This window comes from Serratia sp. 25CWL12 (genome assembly GCF_055790885.1).
Window position 1 is genome coordinate 3,961,058 of sequence record NZ_CM147698.1, and the last position, 17,405, is coordinate 3,978,462.

12 protein-coding genes, 1 tRNA gene and 1 other RNA gene are annotated in these 17,405 nt (G+C 46.9%); 3 read left to right on the top strand and 11 right to left on the bottom strand.

The genetic code is table 11. The annotated features are described in order from the left end of the window. Nucleotides 1-421 precede the first annotated feature (421 nt). From ACX9GV_RS17185 to bglF, 4 genes are all read right to left on the bottom strand, one after another. Nucleotides 422-551, bottom strand: a non-coding RNA gene (locus ACX9GV_RS17185) — RtT sRNA. Nucleotides 552-583: 32 nt separating this feature from the next. Beyond that, a tRNA-Pro gene (locus ACX9GV_RS17190) sits at nucleotides 584-660 on the bottom strand. Nucleotides 661-753: 93 nt separating this feature from the next. Then, nucleotides 754-2,154: a glycoside hydrolase family 1 protein gene (locus ACX9GV_RS17195; RefSeq protein WP_473196325.1), complete on the bottom strand. Its 1,401-nt coding sequence runs from the start codon at nucleotides 2,152-2,154 to the stop codon at nucleotides 754-756. A 93-nt stretch (nucleotides 2,155-2,247) separates the two neighbouring features. Then, nucleotides 2,248-4,122: a PTS beta-glucoside transporter subunit IIABC gene (gene bglF, locus ACX9GV_RS17200; RefSeq protein WP_473196326.1), complete on the bottom strand. Its 1,875-nt coding sequence runs from the start codon at nucleotides 4,120-4,122 to the stop codon at nucleotides 2,248-2,250. Nucleotides 4,123-4,772: 650 nt separating this feature from the next. Here bglF and ACX9GV_RS17205 point away from each other — a divergent pair. After that, nucleotides 4,773-5,522, top strand: a complete 750-nt coding sequence (locus ACX9GV_RS17205; protein ID WP_473196327.1) for an NAD-dependent epimerase/dehydratase family protein — start codon at nucleotides 4,773-4,775, stop codon at nucleotides 5,520-5,522. A gap of 122 nt (nucleotides 5,523-5,644) precedes the next feature. Here the strand turns inward: ACX9GV_RS17205 and ACX9GV_RS17210 are convergent, their stop codons facing one another. Continuing rightward, complete coding sequence (locus ACX9GV_RS17210) at nucleotides 5,645-5,881, bottom strand: DUF4282 domain-containing protein (RefSeq protein WP_473196328.1); 237 nt, start codon at nucleotides 5,879-5,881, stop codon at nucleotides 5,645-5,647. A 1,215-nt stretch (nucleotides 5,882-7,096) separates the two neighbouring features. Here ACX9GV_RS17210 and ACX9GV_RS17215 point away from each other — a divergent pair. Then, nucleotides 7,097-7,813: a LuxR C-terminal-related transcriptional regulator gene (locus ACX9GV_RS17215; protein ID WP_473196329.1), complete on the top strand. Its 717-nt coding sequence runs from the start codon at nucleotides 7,097-7,099 to the stop codon at nucleotides 7,811-7,813. A gap of 255 nt (nucleotides 7,814-8,068) precedes the next feature. Here ACX9GV_RS17215 and ACX9GV_RS17220 read toward each other — a convergent pair whose 3' ends face one another. Further along, complete coding sequence (locus ACX9GV_RS17220; RefSeq protein ID WP_473196330.1) at nucleotides 8,069-8,449, bottom strand: winged helix-turn-helix domain-containing protein; 381 nt, start codon at nucleotides 8,447-8,449, stop codon at nucleotides 8,069-8,071. Nucleotides 8,450-9,201: 752 nt separating this feature from the next. Here ACX9GV_RS17220 and ACX9GV_RS17225 point away from each other — a divergent pair. Beyond that, entirely contained in the window at nucleotides 9,202-10,077 is an 876-nt protein-coding gene (locus ACX9GV_RS17225; protein WP_473196331.1) for a winged helix-turn-helix domain-containing protein, read from the top strand. A gap of 147 nt (nucleotides 10,078-10,224) precedes the next feature. On the opposite strand, the gene ACX9GV_RS17230 is transcribed toward ACX9GV_RS17225, so the two are convergent. The 5 genes from ACX9GV_RS17230 to ACX9GV_RS17250 form a co-directional block, all read right to left on the bottom strand. Beyond that, nucleotides 10,225-11,358 carry a Gfo/Idh/MocA family protein gene (locus ACX9GV_RS17230; protein WP_473198060.1) on the bottom strand — a complete coding sequence of 378 codons (1,134 nt, stop codon included), beginning with the start codon at nucleotides 11,356-11,358 and terminating at the stop codon, nucleotides 10,225-10,227. Between the two features lie 9 nt (nucleotides 11,359-11,367). Beyond that, nucleotides 11,368-12,396 carry an ABC transporter permease gene (locus tag ACX9GV_RS17235; protein ID WP_023491092.1) on the bottom strand — a complete coding sequence of 343 codons (1,029 nt, stop codon included), beginning with the start codon at nucleotides 12,394-12,396 and terminating at the stop codon, nucleotides 11,368-11,370. 11 nt (nucleotides 12,397-12,407) lie between these two features. Continuing rightward, nucleotides 12,408-13,955, bottom strand: coding sequence for a sugar ABC transporter ATP-binding protein (locus ACX9GV_RS17240; RefSeq protein WP_473196332.1), 1,548 nt, complete (start codon nucleotides 13,953-13,955; stop codon nucleotides 12,408-12,410). 54 nt (nucleotides 13,956-14,009) lie between these two features. Then, nucleotides 14,010-14,939, bottom strand: a complete 930-nt coding sequence (locus tag ACX9GV_RS17245) for a substrate-binding domain-containing protein (protein WP_473198061.1) — start codon at nucleotides 14,937-14,939, stop codon at nucleotides 14,010-14,012. A 585-nt stretch (nucleotides 14,940-15,524) separates the two neighbouring features. Beyond that, nucleotides 15,525-17,030, bottom strand: a complete 1,506-nt coding sequence (locus ACX9GV_RS17250) for a CoA-acylating methylmalonate-semialdehyde dehydrogenase (protein ID WP_473196333.1) — start codon at nucleotides 17,028-17,030, stop codon at nucleotides 15,525-15,527. Nucleotides 17,031-17,405 lie beyond the last annotated feature (375 nt).

Genomic DNA, 17,405 nt, shown 5'->3' on the forward strand with positions numbered 1-17,405 from the left:
TAAAGTCTCAATTTTTACTAAAATCCAGTTCAGCCAGCTAAGAAAACAGCATAAACCCAGAATTAATAGCCAATCAAAAAACCAAAATTTTATTGATGAAAGAAGGGCATCTAAAAGATTATTTTTTCATTATAGCTGAAAAACAGGATGAAATGCTGAGGGCGGTGGGCAAAAATCAGTCGGACATCAAGCTGCTGCTGCTACTCAGCTGATTCATGTTACGGGGAAAAACATACTCCGTTTTGAACCGCGCTTTATAGGACAGTAAGGCGGCAAACAAGGATATATTCAAGTTCACTGGGCAGACACACAGAGGATAGCTTAGGAATCGCTGGTCTTCCCCAAGATTCCAGGCCGTTTTGTCTCATCCTCTTAAACGACAGGCGAAAAAAAACCTGCTAAAAAGCAGGTTTTTCAAATTTGGTCGGCGAGAGAGGATTACTCGCATCTTCGATGCTTGCCCTTCGGGCCGTTGCTGGCGCAACGTGGTCTCGCTTCGCTCGGCTCAAACCTCCTTCGGAGGTTCTCATCCTCTTAAACTACAGGCGAAAAAAAACCTGCTAAAAAGCAGGTTTTTCAAATTTGGTCGGCGAGAGAGGATTCGAACCTCCGACCCACTGGTCCCAAACCAGTTGCGCTACCAAGCTGCGCTACTCGCCGATGCGGGGCGCATATTACTGCTGGGTATCATGCTCGTCAATCACTTTTTTGACCCGCCCCTAAAAGTGAGGGTAAAAACGCCAGCGGATAAGATTACTCTATTTTCAGGCTCTCGCCATTACTGTGGATCACATCGCGATACCAGTAAAAACTCTTTTTACGGTACCGTGCCAAGCTACCCTTACCGGCATCATCACGATCAACATAAATAAAACCATAACGCTTCGACATTTCTGCTTTGGAAGCACTCACCAGATCAATGGGCCCCCAACTGGTATATCCCATCACTTCAACACCATCGTCGATGGCCTCAGCAACCTGAACCAAATGGTCATTGAGGTAATTGATGCGGTAATCATCATTGATACTGCCGTCTGCCTCAAGACGATCCCGCGCCCCTAGCCCATTTTCCACAATAAACAGTGGCTTCTGGTAACGGTCATACAACACATTGAGTAAATAGCGCAAACCCACAGGATCTATTTGCCACCCCCATTCTGAACTCGCCAAATGGGGGTTGGGTACCATGTTAAGGATATTGGCGCGGGCGGTGTTGTTCTGCTCTTTATCCGTGGTAACACAGCCACTCATGTAATAACTGAAAGAGATAAAATCGACGGTTTCACTTAACGCCAGCTGGTCTTCCTCGGTGATCGTCACCTTAATGTCGTTTTCACGGAAGAAACGTTTCATATAGGCAGGGTAAGCCCCTCGCGCCTGTACATCACCGAAGAACAGCCAATCACGGTTCTGACGCTGGGTTTCCAATAGATCATCGGGTTTACAACTGAGCGGATAAAGGATGCCACCCAGCAACATATTGCCAATTTGCCCCTCGGGCACTATCTCGTGACAGGCTTTTACCGCTTTGGCACTGGCCACCAACTGATGGTGAATAGCCTGATAAATTTCACTTTTACTGCTATTTTCCGGCAAGCCAACACCCGTAAAAGGAGCATGCAGCGACATGTTGATCTCATTAAACGTCAGCCAGTGTTTTACTTGGTGTTTATAACGCTCAAACACAGTCCGCGCATAATGCTCGAAGAACCCAATGGTTTTGCGGTTCCCCCAACCACCGTATTTCTGTGTCAGAGCATAGGGCATTTCATAATGCGAAAGGGTGATCAGCGGCTTAATGTCATATTTCGCCATCTCATCAAACAAGCGATCATAAAATGCCAACCCAGCTTCATTGGGCGTCTCTTCGTCACCTTGTGGAAAGATACGCGCCCAGGCAATCGAGGTGCGCAGGCATTTAAACCCCATTTCGGCAAACAGCGCGATATCTTCCGGATAACGGTGATAAAAATCGATGGCGACATCCTTGATGGTGCTATCACCCGAAACTCGCGGCATCAGTGCACCAAAGATCCCTTCGGGTTGCAGATCTGACGTTGAAAGGCCTTTGCCCTCCGCCAAATAGGCCCCTTCCACCTGATTTGCCGCCACTGCCCCGCCCCAGAGGAAAGATTTGGGAAATTTGCAACTCATCGCTTTCTCCTTAATGATTCGTAACGCCAATAGACTGATTAATCTAATAGACCCGTTGTCACTCAACCTGCAGGGTTGTTGGCTGCATCTTGATTACACTGGGTAGAGGGTCAGTAATGGTGCCCGCTCTTGCACCGGGCTCTCGCCACTGGCAAGCACATCGATATAGTCGTCACTGTTGCTGACAATGACTGGCGTGGTGGTATCAAAACCTGCCGCCTGGATGGCAGCCAGATCAAACTCAATCAGCAACTCCCCGGTCTTAACACGCGCCCCCTCGGCAATATGCGCAGTAAAATGCTGACCATCTAATTTGACAGTATCAATGCCGATATGAATTAACAGTTCTATCCCTTCATCCGATTCAATACCGATGGCATGACGTGTCTTGAACAGTGAAACAACCGTACCATTGACCGGGGCCACTAACCTGCCCTGGCTCGGCACAATGGCCACCCCCTTCCCCAACAGACCACTGGCAAAAGTGGCATCGTTTACCTGCTCCAGTGAAATGACTTCACCGGCTATCGGGCTGAATAACACCGGGTTGCGATTAACGGGAGTAGGCGATGTGAGGGACTCTTCCCCTTCCAGCCTGGCTTCAGGGACAATGCCAAACAGATAGCTGGCAATGGCAGCAAACAGGAAACCGAGCAGAGTACCGGCAATCGCCCCCCATACCGTAGCGTTGAAACCGCTGGCGGGAATAATCTGAGCAAAGGTGAAAACACTGACCAAGCCAAAGGAGTAGGTTGCCGTCTGAAAATAGCCGATCACCGCTCCCCCTAGTGCCCCCCCCACGCAGCCGAAAACAAAGGGGCGTTTGTAGGGTAATGTCACCCCATAGACTGCGGGTTCAGTGACACCAAAAATACCGGCAGTCACTGCAGATCCAGCCATCACCCGCAGTTTGCTGTCGCGGGTGCGCAGCATGACCCCCAGTGCCGCCCCCACCTGCCCCATCACTGCGGGTAATAACAGTGGCACCATTGAGTCGTATCCCAGCACACTCAGGTTGTTGACCATCAACGGTACTAGCCCCCAATGCAGGCCAAAGATCACGCAGACTTGCCATAACGCCCCCATAAATGCGCCAGCAATAACTGGATTAAAGGCATAAATGGTTTGATAGCCATTAGCCAGCAGATGACTAAACCAGGTAGCGACTGGCCCAATCAGCAAGAACGTTAACGGCACGGTGATCACCAGGCACATTAATGGTGTCACATAATTACGTAACGCGCTGTGGAACAGCCGGTTGAACCAGGGCTCCAACCGACAAGATATCCAAGCGGCAAAGATGATCGGAATAACCGAGGAGCTGTAGTTAATAAAGGTAATCGGAATACCGAGAAAATATTCAGGCTGCGCGCCTACCTGTTGTGATGCATCGAAAGCTGTCATCATCAATGGATGGGTCAGCGCACCACCGATAGCCATCGTCACAAAGGCATTGCCACCAAACTTCTTCCCTGCGGTGTAACCTAAAATAATCGGGAAGAAATAGAACAGAGCATCACTGGCGGCAAATAACAGCTTAAACGTGCCACTACTCTCCAGTAACCAGCCACAGGCCAGACTCAAGGCCAAAAAGCCTTTTAAAATCCCCGAAGCAGCCAACACCCCGAGTATCGGAGTAAAAATGCCAGAAATAATGTCAATAAAATGATTGAGCAGATTCTCCTTATCACCCTTTTTGGCATCCGTTGGCTGGGGATCATCTAACCCGGCCAGCACATTCAAACTGTTATAAACCTCGCTAACATGGTTACCGACAACGACCTGAAACTGACCGCCGCTTTCCACTACCATGATAATGCCCGGATTTTTCTTCAGCGCTTGTACATCAGCCTTGCTGCTGTCATGCAGTTTAAAACGCAAACGGGTAGCACAATGCACCAGACTCTTCACGTTGTCGCGGCCACCGACCCCGGCCAAAACCTCACTGGCTAACTCCTTATATTTCATAACAATATCCTTAATGCTTAGCGTTCGTGATCTCACTCGCTGGCGATGGCCAATCACCGTTGAGGAATTAAATGCAAAAAAAAACCTAAACCTCGTTACTGTCGACACCCAACAGGGAAGACAGCAGCACGAAGTTTAGGTTTTGCCTGCTAACGCAGTGACAACCCTAAATTTGGTTGAGCCATGACGGTAACATTCTGTTTTTCCATCCGGCAAGACCTTCCCGCACAAAGTTATCGAAGTGTGATCTGAAGTACAAAATCACACTATCGAAATAGAGTGACCGTTAAAATTTGATCACGGTGAACGCCCCAGGAAAACATTAACCAGTCTAATTGAAATTGAAGGGGTAACTTAATGTGTACAGATATGGAAGCAGATTACCCTACCAGGATGGAATCCATTAAAAACCAATATTAACAACATGTTGAACACATTAAAAGGTCTTCATACTCTCGAAACATCCGCTTGATTTCTGACAAATAAATAAGATTTTTCTTAAAAATACTTACCATTTTTCAAATTAATACCAAAATAGCTCCCCATTACCCAACAAAATACATCAGAAAAACTAATTAAAAGGTAGACAAAAATAACTCACAGTATTATTAATGTTGTCCTGAAAATTTGATTGAGGGTGAGCAGTTGTCATGGCACTACGTAGCGAACTTGGGCGAATTTTGATTACTGGTGCAAGTGGTCGTGTAGCAACGGCATTCAGACAGTTTGCTGGTCATCGTTACGCTTTTCGTTTAGCCGAAAAGGATATCGATATGCTGAATGAGCTGCGACCCGAAGATCAAGCGTTGGCTTTTGATATCAGCGATATTGAAGCCTGCCGTAATGCCTGCGCCAATATTGATACCGTACTACATCTGGCAGCCGAGCCCACTCCTGATACCAAGTTTCACGCGTCATTGATGAACAACAATATCCTTGGCACATTCAATATATTCCGGGCGGCAAAAGATGCGGGCTGTAAACGCGTGGTGTTCGCCAGCAGCTCCCTTGCCGTGGAAGGTTATCCCTTGAATTATCAAGTACGCCCCGAAGATGCACCGAGACCCAAAAATATGTACGGTGCCAGTAAGGCATTTGGTGAAGGTATCGCCGCCTATTTCGCCTATCAGGAGGGTCTTTCTGCGTTATCGGTACGGATTGCCAACTGCACCACTCTGGAAAAGGGCCAGCAGATAAGCGCTCGTGATATGAGCACTTTTCTTAGTCACCGGGATGCAGCTGATCTACTTGATCGCTGTATCCGCATCACCGATGTACAGTACGCTGTAGTACACGGCATCTCCAACAACCAATACAAACGACTCTCACTGGAAGAAACCACTCGCCTGCTTGACTACTACCCTGAAGACGACGCATTTACCCTGTTCGGTTTTACTTAATCCACTAAGATGCAAAACCAATGAAAGCGCTAAACCTGGCGATAATGATTAACGGCAGGAAAATGGCATTGGTATCAATGCTACCAATGCTACTGATAAACATAATTACATTGCTAAGTATATTACGGTTTTTCAGCAATCTTGCGCAGATACTCGTTATTTTTAAATGCAATAATAATCATTTCAAAAGAGACTCGGGTCATGACACAAACAATCACCAACCCCAGCAGGCCATAGAAAAAATCAACCATATACATATACCCAATGCCAAAGAGAATCGCCCCTAGCAGACTGAGCCAATACAAAAAGGTAATAATTTTTGGGGTCAGCATCGCATCGAAAAAGAAAATGCTTTTCATTCTATATCCTTCAGTTAATGTCAATCATTCCAACGAAGAGGAACCAAAACCTCATTGTTTAATACAGCAAAGAAATGATATATATTTTTACGTAGATTTACAAACTGCAAGCGCACTGCTATCAATACCCAAAATAATTCGAGTTGCCTGAAGGCGGCCAGTCCGAGACAAATCGATCAGCAATCGATTTGAACAGCGCTTGTGTTGGCGCGCAGGGTGAACCTCATGGATGAGACGAGTAACCTCAGCCAACACTCAAGCAACTTGAAGTATGACGAGTATATTCATTTTCACTCAAGCGGTGGTTGACAGGTCATAACCTCAAGGCGTTGATTAGATGCCTGGTTAGCCTGCCAGACAAAGAATCGACCTGACGGTCTGCCAGACAGATCCGCTTGGCATCGGGACACATCATTTCCATTTCTCATTGCTCGCTTTACAATCAATTCAAGCAAAATAAAAATAAAATAAAAACAATGAATTATCATAAAATTAAAATTTTATTCTTTTTTTTATAAAATTTTGCAACATTAAACTACTCAAAATCAGCGAAGCCAACCACATCGTTATATTTATAAAATAATAAAATTATGTTTTATTACAGAATTAAACACCAGGTTAATAAAAAAACAAAACACAATAAACCTTATCTTGCGCTTTTCTACAGCGATAATTACATGAGTAACTTTCTTGATAAGAGTGAGATTATTCTTATAATGCAAGCAAAGTGAATGCGACTTATACGTTGAATAGCATTGATTGCCTATACCCTAAATAATTCGTTTTGAACAGCGCTTGCGCTGGCCCTTTAGGGCGAGGGCCATGGATGGACAACAAACACAGCTAGACAAAGATAGCGTTAATCATTTACCAAGCATACCGATAAATACTTCTCTCGTATCGTTATGCCTATGCAATTTAAAATAACCACATTTAAACAACACCAGGGAAAAACATATTCTGCTTTTATCAAATAAACGGTTATGCACAAAATAATTCGAGTGCCTTGATATGGGCCGAGTAACTATTGACCGGTCACTATTTACCGGTCACTATTTACCGGTCACTACAGCCAAAACTCAGCCAACTTGAAGGATCAAGTATATATGGCATCTCTTAACTGAACCATACCCATGATACTTTACATTACATGGCTATTAGTTGTTCATTATAAATGACGTTATGCACCAGCCATGCCATCCATCTGTAATTTTAATGATGAAAATAAATTTCAAAAGTCAAAAAAAAATACTTATGGATTTTACAAAAAACAGGGAAAAAATGAGCATTAGGAAGAATTTATTTATCCAACATGCCTGCATGTATACCAGGGAAGGTATAAAATCAACCTTATCTCGTCTTTCATGTGGCAATATTGACCTAACGGTTATTGCGGAAAAAAAATATTTAGAAATCAGTGACTATCTAGCATTACCCGGCACTGATGTAGATGTTTTTATTTTAGGCTTACAAAACACTTATGATAGCTATGGAAACACCCTTGATTTTATTATCAAATGGCTCCCCTTACACTATCCGCAAGCCAAAGTCATTATCATGGCGCAAACCCTTATTCTTGGGCGGCTGAAGGACTATCTTTCAGGTCTGAATAATGTTTCCGCTGTACTGGATAATGCAATAACAATAAATGAGTTAAGTCACTATTTGCAAGATACTATCCTTAATTTACCAGATGTCAGGCAGAAATCAAAATCGACAACACCGCTGACACATCAAGAAATCAAGGTACTAAAATATTTGTTAAAAGGAACGCCAACCTTACAGGTTGCAAGAACGATGCAGATTCACCCAAAAACTGTCAGTGCCCACAAACGAGCAGCTATGATCAAATTGGGGATTACCTCATTACATAGTTTAATACAGTGCCAGGTCAACTTAAACATGATGGACAATTTATTAACCCAAAAATAATGACTAATTACTATCCGCTGTCACTCAAGCTGAACTTAAATCAACATAGCAGTTAGGAACGAGGATAACCCATTTTAACGGGTTCAGGAGTGAACTTGAATTTTAACTAGACTTTCACTGTCACGGCAAAGCGATACAACGACACAACAATACCAAGGGATGAGGTTTATAAACTATGGATTCACAAAATAAAATGGATTCACAAAATAAAACCAATCCCGATACTTCACTACTGATATATTCAATCTCGACATATTAACCATAAAAAAGTGGCGTCACTTTATGGTTATTAATAAAATAACCGGAATCTCTGACACTCGAAATAAAATCAGAAGAAAGCCCCACTGCCATCAATTTTCGTCTCAATTCATTGATAGCATGCCACAATCGCTGACTGGAGGAAGAGAGATTATTGTCTTCCCAAACATTATTGAGAATATCATTCTTCGAGACAACGACACCTTTCTCACTGGTCAGTAATAAGGTTAATAATCGCACTAGGTTTACACTAAGAGAAACTACCGAAATTGTTACAGCACGCAATTCAGTGTCATCACTAAAGCGAATCAACCTTTTTTTATTTATATCAAATAAAATTTCTTCATCAATTAAAAAACCGTAAATCTCGCCCTTCATAATACCCATCAACATACTATAGATTAATAACATCTTGAGACAATTAAGCTAGCGAAAAGGATAATTTTACAAAACCCTGCCACTAGCAGTGTATTTTGACATACCCCATATCACATCCAAACTGACAGCAAGGATTACATGCGCAGCAATAGACTTTAGCCGACAATAAAAAAAAACCTTAGTGAATTATTATTATTTATGCTGTTAAGATTAAAAAATGCCTTGCGGCAAAGCGTAGAAAGCATTCCCTTAATTAAGTTAATATTTTTTTAAATACAATATGCAATTAATTCAACTTTATATAACATGCTGATTTAAAAGTAAAAAAATTTATACCTAAACTTACCAAAACAAAATAACACCTTTACCACACCGGCTGAATGACAATGAGATTGAGTTTAATTTATTGATTTTAATATAAAAAAATCTTAACCATACATTTAATATTGTTTACCCACGTGAAGGAGTCTATGCTCCGCTCCCTGAGCTGAATAAATCCTCCCTTGATAGCCCTCCCTGCTCAGTCAGGTCTGCACCATTGCTCATAAACCGCCGAGAACTAAATTGATACAAATCACAGTCACGCCGCTAGTTACCCCGTTCAGTCGCTTGCTGCCCATACCTCAAGGAGCGTTGAGTGCCACTCTCTGGCGAAAACTTGAATCGGCGTGGTATACATAACTGATTTTTTTACTATAATTGGAGTGAAATCAGTTACTCTTGATAAAACTAACTGTGGTTGGTTAAAAAAAATGACAAAATTTGTTATTAACGACTTGGTTACTTACATCCCGGAGCAACATCGGCTGCTGCCGAACGGGAAAAAAGGGAATGAAACTATTTTAAATATTCCAGCCAGTCGATGCTTGCAACTTTTATTATCAACCCCCGGGAAAGTGATTAGTCAGCAGGAATTTTTTGCCTTTGCCTGGCAGAGTCAAGGGCGTTATGTCACTAACAATACCTTTTATCAGAACGTATCACTGTTAAGAAGGGGGTTGGTGAGTGCTGGCATCAAAGAAGAAGTCATCAAAACCGTCCCTAAAGAAGGTCTTTTATTCTGTGGTACGGTACAGGTTTTAGATATTGAAACTACTACCTCAGAGACTGTTGAAACCGCCACCATAGAGACAGCGGCTCCCATTAACTTCGAGCAAGAAAAGGATATTGAAAAAAGGGTAGATAAGAATGAGGTACCGAATCCTCCCCGCCATAATAAAGGGCTGTTAAAAAAAAGCCGGGCACTGTTATTCAGAATTAATGGCCGGTTTATTATCATCAACCCCATGCTATTGCTACTGATTGCCATTTTATTAATCTATCTAGCCAGTAACTATAGACGAGAACAGGTTTTCGTCACCTCGCATATTAGAATCGCCAATATGGACCAATGTACTGTCTATGTTAATAAAAACGAGATGAATTTAACCAATGAGGGTTATATTCAGTTCCTCAAAACAAAAAACATCGTCTGCCGACCCAATCAGTTCATTTACATTACTGATGAAGCAACCGCATCCAAATCATCAGAAGTCGCACAACGTTGTGATAAATTAGATAATGATAAGGTGAAATGTGAAACACTTTACCCTATCGATACGGCCCGACAAATTCCCCCTGCCAAATAAAAAAACCATCAACCATTTACCATATTGATATCGCACCTGCCCCCTCTTCAGTGGGATATAGCCAACTGAAGAGGGGCATTTTCATCGGGCAAGCACAGCACGATCCATACCTAACGCATCAAACGGCTTTTCCCAGTTGATATCTTGTCAAACAATATTAATCACGTTCAGCCAGCGCCCTTCACGGTGGGAAAGAGCGATCGCATCCAGCACCCGCGATACCTTCCAGCCCTCTTCGAAGTCCGGCCACATAGGCATATCAGCCGCGATGCCATCCACCAAGTCACGCACTTCTACCGCCTTTTGATCGTTAAAGCCGATGCCATGTCCGGCCGCCATGCAAAATGCAGCATATTCCGGATGTTCTGGCCCCACCAGCAGTGTGCGGAACCCCTGGCGATTAACCGGGTCGTCATGCAGATAAAGCTGTAGTTCTGCCATACGCTCCTGGGTAAAACGGATAGCCCCTTTGGTACCAGTGATAACGTATGACAGTCCCATTTTACGACCACAAGCGATACGGGAGGTTTCAATCACCCCTTGTGCGCCGTTAGCAAAACGCACCATCGCATGGGCCTGGTCTTCATTTTCCACCGTCACCCGTTGTGTTGCGCCGACATAGGCCGGACGCTCAGGAACAACAATCTTCAAATCACCACAAACTTGCAGGATGTCACCTACCAGGTAGTGCGCCATATTGACAATGTGTGCCGCCAGATCCCCCAAAGCCCCCAACCCGGCAGTTTCTTTGAAACAGTGCCAATGAATGGGGGAAAGTGGATCAGCCATATAGTCTTCATTATGGGTTCCATAGAAGTGGATGACTTCGCCAATCTCACCACCGGCGATAATCTCTTTCGCCAGCGCCGCCGTCGGGTTCTTCATATAATTGAACCCCACCAAGGTTTTGACCCCCGCCTGTTTTGCCGCATCCACCATTTCGCGCGCATCATGGGCATTCAGCGCCAGCGGTTTTTCCGAGTACACATGTTTACCATGGTGGATCGCTGCCAGCGCCATCTGTTTATGCAGATGGTTTGGCGCACAAATATCCACAACATCGATGTGTGGATCAGCCACCAAAGTACGCCAGTCGCCGGTAGAACGGTTGAAGCCAAACGCCTGCGCCCGCTCTGCTGCCAGCTCTGGCGTCACCTCAGCCACCATTTCCCGTATCAACTTGCCTCGCAGGCTGAACACCGTGGGTGCCTGAGCATAAGCAATCGCATGTGCCTTACCGATATACCCGGTACCAATCAATCCAATACGTACTGGTTTCATCATCCCCCCTTATAATGCACCGCGACGGCTCTTGGCATAGGTGTCAAAGGCCACCGCCAATACAATAATCAGGCCGGTGATAATCTGCTGGTAATACGCGGAAACATTCATTAATACCAAGCCATTAATCAGGACCCCCATAATGATGGAACCGATGATGGTGCCAGTGATACGCCCATATCCCCCCATCAGTGAGGTACCGCCAATCACTACCGATGCGATCACCCGCAACTCAAAAGAGATCCCAGCCACCGCTTCCGCACTCCCCAGACGGGCACTGAGGATAAAACCCGCCAGCCCAGCCAAGCAGCCAATCAGCACATAAACACTGACCAACACGCGTTTCACATTCACCCCAGCAAGCCGCGCCGCCTCCGGGTTACCGCCGATGGCATAAACAAAACGCCCCCAGCGCGTTTTATGCAACGCCAGATAGCCACCAATGGCCACCAGTGCAAAGATCCAGATAGGGATTGAGATACCCAATAATTCTCCACGGCCCCACCAACGGTAACCCGCATCGAAACCGGCAATCGGCGCCCCATCGTTAATCACCAGCGTCAGACCACGCCAAATGGTCATACCTCCCAGCGTGACAATAAACGGTGGCAACCGCAGGCGAGTGACCCCAAGGCCATGCAGAAAGCCAATCAGCGTCCCCATCGCCAGGCAAATACTCAGCCCAATCAGCCAGCTCATGCCGCCCCAAGCGTTAGGGTCAGCGGTGGTAAAGTTATCACCTTTAATAATGTAGGCAGCGGTCATGGCGCAAACCGCCAAAATGGACCCGACAGACAGGTCAATCCCAGCGGTCAGAATGACAAACGTCATCCCCACGGCCAAGATGCCGTAGATGGATACCTCGGTCAGAATATTGAAAATATTGCGTTCAGACAGGAAATTACTGTTCTGCAACTGGAAAAAAATCAGCAGCAAGATCATAAAAATCAACACACCAAAACGCTCAAAAAAAGCGATCAGGTCGATATGCCCGGGGCGCTTTATTGCCGTCTCGGTTTTGGAAATCATCTGCGTCATGGAAAACTCCGTTATGCCACGTTAAGGGAGTGGTGGTTGATCGCCATCATCATCATCAGGCGTTCTTCGGTAGCATCATCACCATGGATCTCACCGGTCATCCGGCCTTCACTCAGCGTGATAATGCGATCAGAAACGGCCATCACTTCGGGTAGATCGGATGAAATCACGATAACCGCCACCCCCTGCTTCGCCATATCAAACAGCACCTGATGCACTTCTGATTTGGTGCCAACATCAATACCCCGTGTAGGTTCATCGACAATCAGCACCCGAGGATTGAGTGCCATACAACGGGCGAGGATCACCTTTTGCTGATTACCCCCAGAGAGCTTGCGGACCTCCTGCTCACTGTCGACCATTTTGATCTGCAGCGCCTGACGGTAAGCGTCAATCAGTGCATCTTCTTTGCGGGTATTGATAAAGTAGCGCCAGCGCAACAATGAGGAGAGGCTGGAGAGCGACAGATTGTCACGGATCGACAACCCTAATACCGCCCCCTCTTTTTTGCGATCTTCCGGCACCAGTGCGATACCCTGATCCAGTGCAAACATCGGGGAGATTGGCTGGTACGGCACACCATCAAGCTCGAAGGCTCCAGAGGTAAAGCCATCGGCACCAAACAAGCAACGTGCCACTTCGGTACGCCCGGCCCCCACCAAACCAGCAATACCCAGCACTTCTCCGGCATGCACATGGAAACTAATGTCATGCAAAGCAATACCATGGGGATCCAGTGGTGGCTTTTCACGGCACAACCCCTTGACTGCCAGGCGAATGGGTTGCTGCTCATGATGCGTTTCGCTGGGTGGCCGGCGATTAAACGCCACATCACGCCCCACCATCAGGCGGATCAGTTGCTCTACCGTGGTGTCGGCCACCTTACCGCTGCCAGTGAAGCGGCCATCCTGAAATACCGTGAACTGATCACAGAGCTGGAAAACTTCGTGCAGACGATGAGTGACGTAAATAATGCTGACACCGCGCTCTTTGAGTTCGCGTACCACACGATGCAGGCTTTCTACTTCACTGTCGCTCAGCGCCGCAGAAGGCTCGTCCATAATGATCAGCTTGGCGTTCAACGTCAGTGCACGGGCAATTTCCACCATCTGCTGTTGCGCCACACTCAAACGCGCCACCGCCGTGGTCGGCGCAATATTCAATTGCAGGTGATCCAGGATCGCTTGCGCCTCCTGATTTACCGCTTTTTCATCCACAATCAGGTTACCTTTGCGCGGTTCACGCCCCAGAAACATGTTCTCCGCAACACTCATATTGGGCAGCAGGTTAAACTCTTGGTAGATGGTAATAATGCCCCTGTTTTGCCGCTCTACTGGCGAATCACCCAGCGGCAGCGTTTCCCCGTTAAACCAGATGTCACCTTTGCTTTGCGGCTGAGCACCCGCCAACGCCTTAAGCAGGGTGGATTTTCCCGCTCCGTTTTCACCCAACAGCGCATGAATTTCACCGCTCGCCACAGTTAACTGGGCATTACTCAACGCCCAGACGCCGGAAAAGCTTTTCGCCAGGTTGGTCACTTTCAGTAAGGGTCGCAACATCGTCCAGCACCTTCTTTAGTGAGGGCCACCACCAGCGTAGTGGCCTTGATCAAATCAGTTCCCGGCTTCGCTAATGCGCTCAGCCTGCTGTAGGGTTTCTTTGGTGATCAACAATGGCGGGTAATCTGCCCCGGTGATGGCTTTCTTCTCACGCACGTTGGCAACCAGTTGACTCATCGCCGTCTGTACCGCGTAACCGGGGCGCTGATCCGCCGTCAGCACCATCCAGCCATCGCGCACACGTGCCAAGGCTTCCGGTACTGCGTCAAAACCGGTTACCAGAATTTCCCCCGGTTTTAGCCCTTGCCCCTGCAACGCTTCAATCGCACCCAACGCCATATCGTCGTTTGCCGAAAGGATCACTTGCGGGCGCTTCGGCAGCGATGGCAGCACACTTTCCACAATGCGCATCCCTTCAGAACGCATCCAGTTACCGGTCTGATCGGCGACAATACGATACTTTTCACCGCCGGCTTTCAAACTGTCACGAATGCCTTTGGTACGCTCAATATTGGAAGAGGAGCCCGGTTGCCCGGTCAGCAGGATGATGTCTGCACCATCGGGAAATTTGGCTTTCACAAAGTCGCCAATCGCCAGCCCTCCGTTGTAGTTATTGGCACCGAAATGCGGCACTTTCTTCTGGCTATCGACGGAACGGTCAAGGGTCACCACCGGCAATTCTCTCTCCTGAATTTCATCTATCGCATCGGAAACGGCGTTGACATCATTGGGTGAGACAATAAACCCCTGAGCACCACGAGTAATGGCATTCTCCAGGTCAGCAACCTGCTTGGGCGAACTGCCCTGACCATCCAGGACCTGTAGCTTCACGCCCATCTCTTTCGCGGCTTTGACTGCGGTACGCTGCATATGAACTTCAAACGGCATGGCCAGATTCGGCGTACTGAAAACAATCTGCTCGTTCTCGGCCATTGCCGCCCCAGAGGTAATTGTGATAAGGGCGGCCAAGATTAGTTTTTTCATCATTATCTCTCTCTATGTAGGGTATGTTTTTCAATGTGCAATACTCAATGTTCACTGTTGCCCGAAGGACGATGGATTGCAGGAGCTATAGAGGTTTAATAAATCTGACCACGACACAGTGAACCCACTACACAAAATAAAACATACATTTTATTTTAATAAATATTAGAAAAGATATTTTGAGATGAGGTTAACACTTTTATGACACTCTCGATGCGTTTTGTTATCAATATCACAACATAAATCGCTTGATTAATGAGCATAAATCAGGCGGTGGATGAAATAAAAATTTCAAAAATGAGGGTCTAGGGGGAAATATCGATTATGCCAACCAATGGGGCAGAGAGGGAACGCAGCCATCAGCGCTATCAACCCGATATGGGTATCCGCCACCAATAGAGTTGATGCGCACCAGTAACGAGATACCGAATAGAAGCTATCGTAAGTGCTGATCAGGAAGTCGTGTTAATGCTCAAGGTGTGGTAAACCAGATCCGCCGACAGCAGCAGGGGAAACACGGTTTGCTGTCATCGTCACCCTCTTGACCCTCCTTGGTCATCGGTTCCATTTTTATCAACTCACCTTTTAACCCAGTGTTGGCATGGAGAATGAGGCACCACTATCCTGTTGCATGTCCGGCCAGCGAGCGGTGACGGTTTTCATCCGGGTATAGAAACGAACGCCATCGTTGCCATGGACGTTCAGTGGACCAAAAATGGAACGCTTCCAGCCACCAAAGCTGTGAAAGGCCATCGGGACCGGGATCGGCACATTAACCCCTACCATGCCTGCCTGCACCTCCTGGCAGAATAACCGCGCACAGCCACCGTCACGGGTGAAGATCGCCGTGCCGTTGCCATATTCATGGCGATTAATCAAATCCACCGCACTGTGGTAATCGGCAACACGTACCACAGCAAGCACCGGGCCAAAAATTTCCTCTTGATAGATGGTCATCTCTGGTGTGACGTTATCGAATAGCGTTGGACCGACAAAGTACCCCTGCTCATGCTGTTTGACGTGAAAATGGCGACCATCAACTCTCAGCTTGGCCCCTTGCGCTTCACCACTATCGATATAACCCAAAACCTTACTGCGATGTGCCGAAGAGATCAGCGGCCCCATCTCATTTTCTGGCGTTTGGTCCAACCCAGGCCCAACTCTCAGTTCGGCAATCTGTTTTTCCAGCCGCGCACAAAGATCATCTGCGGTTTTATCACCCACCGCCAGCACCACCGACAGCGCCATACAGCGTTCACCCGCCGCACCATACGCCGCACCCATAATGGCGTTAGTGGCCATCTCCATATCCGCATCCGGCATCAAAATACAGTGGTTTTTTGCTCCCCCCAGCGCCTGGCAGCGCTTACCGTGCGCCGAGGCGGTCTGATAGATATATTCCGCAATCGGTGTCGAACCAACAAAACTCACCGCCTGGACACGCTCATCGGTGAGTAACACATCCACCGCTTCTTTATCCCCTTGCACCACGTTGAAGACACCATCTGGTAGGCCGGCCTGTTTCAGCAGTTGTGCCAGCGACAGGGCCAAAGAGGGATTTTTTTCCGACGGTTTAAGAACAAAAGTATTACCGGTGGCCAGCGCTATCGGGAACATCCACATCGGTACCATTGCCGGAAAATTAAAGGGCGTGATCCCGACACAAACCCCCAGCGGTTGCATCAACGAGTGGCTATCCACCCCGGTGCCCACATTGGCTGAGTGCTCCCCTTTTTGCAGATGGGGGATCCCGCAGGCAAACTCCACCACCTCCAGGCCGCGTGTCAGCTCCCCTACGGCGTCCGAGTAAATTTTGCCATGCTCTTCACTGATAAGCCGCGCCAGAGCGTTCATGTTCTGTTCTAGCAAGGCTTTAAAACGGAACATCACCCGTGCCCGTTTCAGCGGTGACTGACGCGCCCACGCCGGAAATGCCTGCTGGGCAGCCGCAACCGCCTGCTGCGTTTCCTGCACCGTGCTCATGACCACCTGACGAATTTGCTCACCGGTAGCTGGGTTAAAGATCGCCTGCACTAGCTGGCCTGAACCGTTGACACATTCGCCATGAATAAAATTCGCTACCGTTTCCATCCTAACCTCTCGCTGTTGATAGGTGACTGTTATCCAACCACGGACAATGAAATAAACATTCTATTTTAATTTGAAATAAAATAAAGCCTAAATATTGTGATCAGCCGTGGGTTTTTATGCCTTCAAATGGGGTTATTGGCATCAACCACGCTAAAAAGGCATTTCACACAGGCTTTTATTTGGATTAAAAATTTCACTTATGACCGGTTCTGAATGACTGACAATCAACAATGCGGTTTAGGGTTTAGCATCACCGAACGATGCCTGTGGCGGAAATTATTGACCGTATAGAGACCCATGATATTGTCGTGTCTATCAGTTTCTCGCCTGGTTAGTTAGCCACCGACGCGTTGCGCTTGCTGATGACATCTATTC

What these genes read in the sequence shown, in the direction of transcription:
- ACX9GV_RS17195 (WP_473196325.1), bottom strand. Translation starts at nt 2,154, where the DNA reads ATGAGTTGCAAATTTCCCAAATCTTTCCTCTGGGGCGGGGCAGTGGCG.
- bglF (WP_473196326.1), bottom strand. Translation starts at nt 4,122, where the DNA reads ATGAAATATAAGGAGTTAGCCAGTGAGGTTTTGGCCGGGGTCGGTGGC.
- ACX9GV_RS17205 (WP_473196327.1), top strand. Translation starts at nt 4,773, where the DNA reads ATGGCACTACGTAGCGAACTTGGGCGAATTTTGATTACTGGTGCAAGT.
- ACX9GV_RS17210 (WP_473196328.1), bottom strand. Translation starts at nt 5,881, where the DNA reads ATGAAAAGCATTTTCTTTTTCGATGCGATGCTGACCCCAAAAATTATT.
- ACX9GV_RS17215 (WP_473196329.1), top strand. Translation starts at nt 7,097, where the DNA reads ATGATGAAAATAAATTTCAAAAGTCAAAAAAAAATACTTATGGATTTT.
- ACX9GV_RS17220 (WP_473196330.1), bottom strand. Translation starts at nt 8,449, where the DNA reads ATGAAGGGCGAGATTTACGGTTTTTTAATTGATGAAGAAATTTTATTT.
- ACX9GV_RS17225 (WP_473196331.1), top strand. Translation starts at nt 9,202, where the DNA reads ATGACAAAATTTGTTATTAACGACTTGGTTACTTACATCCCGGAGCAA.
- ACX9GV_RS17230 (WP_473198060.1), bottom strand. Translation starts at nt 11,358, where the DNA reads ATGAAACCAGTACGTATTGGATTGATTGGTACCGGGTATATCGGTAAG.
- ACX9GV_RS17235 (WP_023491092.1), bottom strand. Translation starts at nt 12,396, where the DNA reads ATGACGCAGATGATTTCCAAAACCGAGACGGCAATAAAGCGCCCCGGG.
- ACX9GV_RS17240 (WP_473196332.1), bottom strand. Translation starts at nt 13,955, where the DNA reads ATGTTGCGACCCTTACTGAAAGTGACCAACCTGGCGAAAAGCTTTTCC.
- ACX9GV_RS17245 (WP_473198061.1), bottom strand. Translation starts at nt 14,939, where the DNA reads ATGAAAAAACTAATCTTGGCCGCCCTTATCACAATTACCTCTGGGGCG.
- ACX9GV_RS17250 (WP_473196333.1), bottom strand. Translation starts at nt 17,030, where the DNA reads ATGGAAACGGTAGCGAATTTTATTCATGGCGAATGTGTCAACGGTTCA.